Below are 3595 nucleotides of genomic sequence, written 5' to 3'. Positions count from 1 at the left end.
AAAAGGGCGTGCCCGTGGCCCCGCTGCGCCCGGCCAACTGCGGCTTCGACACGGTGCGTGCCGGTGGCGCCCCGGCAGGCGAGACGCAGCGGGAATTCCTGCGCGAGCTAATGGGGCGGGCACCCGATCCGGCCGGCTGGACGCCGCATTTCACCGAGCGCTTTGCCGGACAGCCCTTCAAATCGGTCGCGCTGCATTTCTCCGACCACCAGGGGCGCACGTTCAGCCGCCGGGGCGAGTTCGTGGCCACGGCCACCGGCGTGGAGGGCAGCCTGATCTACGCGGTCTCCAGCCTGCTGCGCGACGAGATCGAGGCGCATGGCCATGCCACGTTCACCCTGGATCTGCTGCCCGACCACACGCCCGAGCGCGTGCTCAAGGAAGTGCGCCATCCGCGCGGTGCCCGCAGCCTCAGCAGCCACCTCAAGAGCCGCCTGGGGCTGGACGGCATCAAGATGGGCATTCTGTACGAGCAACTGGGCAAGGAGGGCATGAACGACGCCGCCGCCCTGGCCCAGGCCATCAAGGCGCTGCCCATCACCGTGGGCGCGACCCGACCACTGGACGAAGCCATCAGCACCGCGGGCGGGGTGCCGTTCGAGGCGATGGATGGCAGTCTCATGCTGACGGCCCTGCCCGGCGTTTTCTGCGCGGGCGAAATGCTGGACTGGGAGGCCCCCACGGGCGGCTACCTGATGACGGCCTGCATGGCCAGTGGCATGGCCGCTGCCGAAGGCGCGAAGGCCTGGCTGCAGCGGGCCTGATCAGGCGCTTTGAGGCTGGGGCTGAGGCTGTGCCGTCGCTGCCGGGGACGCCTCGCCGTCGGGGCCGAAGTGCATGCAGAAACGGTTCTTGCCTTCGCGCTTGGCCCGGTAAAGGCCCAGGTCCGCGCGCCGGATCAGTTCGGAGGTGGTGCAGTCCGCCTCCCCGCGGGTCAGGCCTGCGCTGATGGACAGCCGGCGGCCCTGGAAGGCAGGGTGGTCCACCGGCACCGCGTACAACGTGTTCACGGTGTTGACCAGCGCCTGGGCGAGTTCACAGGCCTCGGGCAACGTGGCGGCGTCCACCACCACGCCGAACTCCTCGCCGCCCAGGCGGCCGCACAGGTGCCGGCCGGCCTGCCGCTTCAATGCCGACGCGACGTCCTTCAACACCACATCGCCCTGGTCGTGCCCGAACTGGTCGTTGATCGATTTGAAGTCATCGATGTCGATCATCATGAAATACAGGCCTTCGATGTGCCCGGCGTCCTGCAGCGACTGCATGTGCTTGAGCAGGCTGCGGCGGTTGGCCAGGCCGGTCAATGCATCCTGGTAGGCCAGGGTTTCCAATTCCAGTTGCTGCCGGTGGCTGTCTTCCCGCAGGCGAAAGAGGGCCATGTTCAGCAGCATCCCGCACAGCGATGACAGGGTGACGATCAGCATGCTCCAGACCGGATCGTGCGCGGAGCGCATCTGCTGGAAATCGCCGTGCCCGAACGCGAGCCAGATGACGGCCACGGACGCCAGGTACTGCCATGTCGTGATGAACATGAAGGCGATCAGCAGCGTGAAGGCCACCCCCAGGGCCAGGCAGAAGTAGACCCCGACCGGACTCGGCACCGACAGCAGCCAGAACCCGTGGGCCAGCAGGCCACAGGCCGGCAGGGCGGCCAGCACCACCCTGCCAGGGGTGCTGGCGAACATCGATGCGATGATGCAGCAGTAGAAGGCGATCGCCAGCAGGGCGAACAGGATGTTGTCGTAGTGATAGGTGGGCGCGGCCGTCCACCAAGCCGCCAGCCAGCCCAGGGAGCCGAACGCAAGGAGGGAGCCGTTGACGCGCCGCATCTTTTCGAACGTGAACTGGTCCAGTGGCTTGGGAGTGGACTTTTCCTCGATCGCTGACGGGCTCGCACTGGCAACACGCGCGGGTTCGGCCGCGGACGGCACACCCGCCGCGCCGCACAGGGCGGCAGTTCCTTGCGCTGGACCTTCTGCCATAAGGGCTCCTCAAAAAGAAACAAATAGTAACTTGAAATTGCTAAATGTGAATATTTTGATAGGTTGGCCGTGGCTTTTGAGCCGTGCAAAGACGCGCGGGTGATGGCTGCCAGAGCGGGACCGGTCCGAATGCCGGCCACGGAATCGACCGTGGCGAATGCTACGAAGGCTTTGGAAGGGGGAAAACCCTGCAGAAGAGGGGGAGCCCTGAAGTGCGTGGACCGCTGGGGTGGCGCATGCCCTGCGCCAGGGGCCGTGATGGCATGGCAGGGATGGCTGAAAGATAGTTGACGAGCCTTACCCCCGGCACTGACTCTACAGTTAGGGCTGCTTGGTTCCCCACCTGACCCGGTTGGCTGCTTCACCATGCGGGGAGGCCCGTCACCGCCGATTGTAGGCGATAAAGCAGGCCGTTCCGGCCGGGACGACCCTGCACGCCGTGCAGGTGTTGGCCATGGTGGCCTGACAGCGGGGCGCACCGGGGCCCGGCGTGGAATCGGTACCCTGGCGATCCGGGAGGGCGCGCCCGGCCACATAGAATCCCCCCCATGTCTTACCTCGTGCTCGCCCGCAAATACCGTCCCAAGACCTTCTCGGAGATGGTGGGCCAGGAGCATGTGGTGCAGGCGCTGTCCAATGCGCTCACGCAGCAGCGGCTGCACCATGCCTATCTTTTCACCGGCACGCGCGGCGTGGGCAAGACCACGGTGTCGCGCATTCTGGCCAAGTCGCTCAATTGCCAGGGCCCGGACGGGCAGGGGGGCATCACGGCCACCCCTTGCGGCGTGTGCCAGGCCTGCACCGACATCGACAGCGGCCGTTTCGTGGACTACACCGAGCTCGATGCCGCCTCCAACCGCGGCGTGGACGAAGTGCAGGGCCTGCTGGAGCAGGCGGTCTACAAGCCGGTGCAGGGGCGCTTCAAGGTCTTCATGATCGACGAAGTGCACATGCTCACCAACACGGCGTTCAACGCCATGCTGAAGACGCTGGAAGAGCCGCCGGAATACCTCAAGTTCGTGCTGGCCACGACCGATCCGCAGAAGGTGCCGGTCACGGTGCTCTCGCGCTGCCTGCAGTTCAACCTGCGCCCGATGGCGCCCGAGACGGTGCTCGAGCACCTGGGGCGCGTTCTGGCGCAGGAGAACGTGCCGGCCGAACCCCAGGCGCTTCGCCTGCTGTCGCGTGCGGCGCGGGGCTCGATGCGCGATGCGCTTTCGCTCACCGACCAGGCCATCGCGTTCGGCAGCGGCCAGTTGCAGGAAGCGGGCGTGCGCCAGATGCTGGGCAGCGTGGACCGGTCGTACGTGTTCCGCCTGATCGAAGCCCTGGCCCAGGGCGATGGCCGCACGGTGGTGGAAACCTCCGATGCCCTGCGCCTGAACGGCTTGTCTGCCGCCTCAACGCTGGAGGAGATGAGCGCGGTGCTCCAGCGCATGGCCGTCATGCAGGCCGTGCCGAACATGGCCCAGGCGCTGGATGCCAACGACCCCGAGGCCGTGGAAATCGCCCGTCTGGCCGCGCAGATGCCCGCGGACGAAACCCAATTGCTCTACAGCATCTGCCTTCACGGCCGTGCCGAACTGGGGCTGGCCCCGGACGAATACGCGGCG

At 66.7% G+C, this 3595-nt stretch carries 3 protein-coding genes and 1 other RNA gene; 2 read left to right on the top strand and 2 right to left on the bottom strand.

Going from position 1 to position 3595, the window contains the following annotated elements:
- The coding region (locus AC27IQ_RS20410; protein WP_487090583.1) for a TIGR03862 family flavoprotein at window positions 1-764 on the top strand (764 nt) is incomplete at its 5' end.
- Here AC27IQ_RS20410 and AC27IQ_RS20405 read toward each other — a convergent pair.
- Complete coding sequence (locus tag AC27IQ_RS20405; protein WP_487090582.1) at window positions 765-1982, bottom strand: GGDEF domain-containing protein; 1218 nt, start codon at window positions 1980-1982, stop codon at window positions 765-767.
- A gap of 286 nt (window positions 1983-2268) precedes the next feature.
- Window positions 2269-2365, bottom strand: an RNA gene (gene ffs / locus AC27IQ_RS20400) — signal recognition particle sRNA small type.
- A gap of 165 nt (window positions 2366-2530) precedes the next feature.
- Here ffs and dnaX point away from each other — a divergent pair.
- Window positions 2531-3595 (top strand): DNA polymerase III subunit gamma/tau (gene dnaX, locus AC27IQ_RS20395; RefSeq protein ID WP_487090581.1); only part of this gene is annotated, 1065 nt, incomplete at its 3' end.

The organism is Acidovorax sp. KPB24-07, assembly GCF_057543315.1.
The sequence above is the reverse complement of the archived record's forward strand: the minus strand, read 5'-3'. Positions and strand labels throughout refer to the sequence as shown.

What these genes read in the sequence shown, in the direction of transcription:
- AC27IQ_RS20405 (WP_487090582.1), bottom strand. Translation starts at nt 1,982, where the DNA reads ATGGCAGAAGGTCCAGCGCAAGGAACTGCCGCCCTGTGCGGCGCGGCG.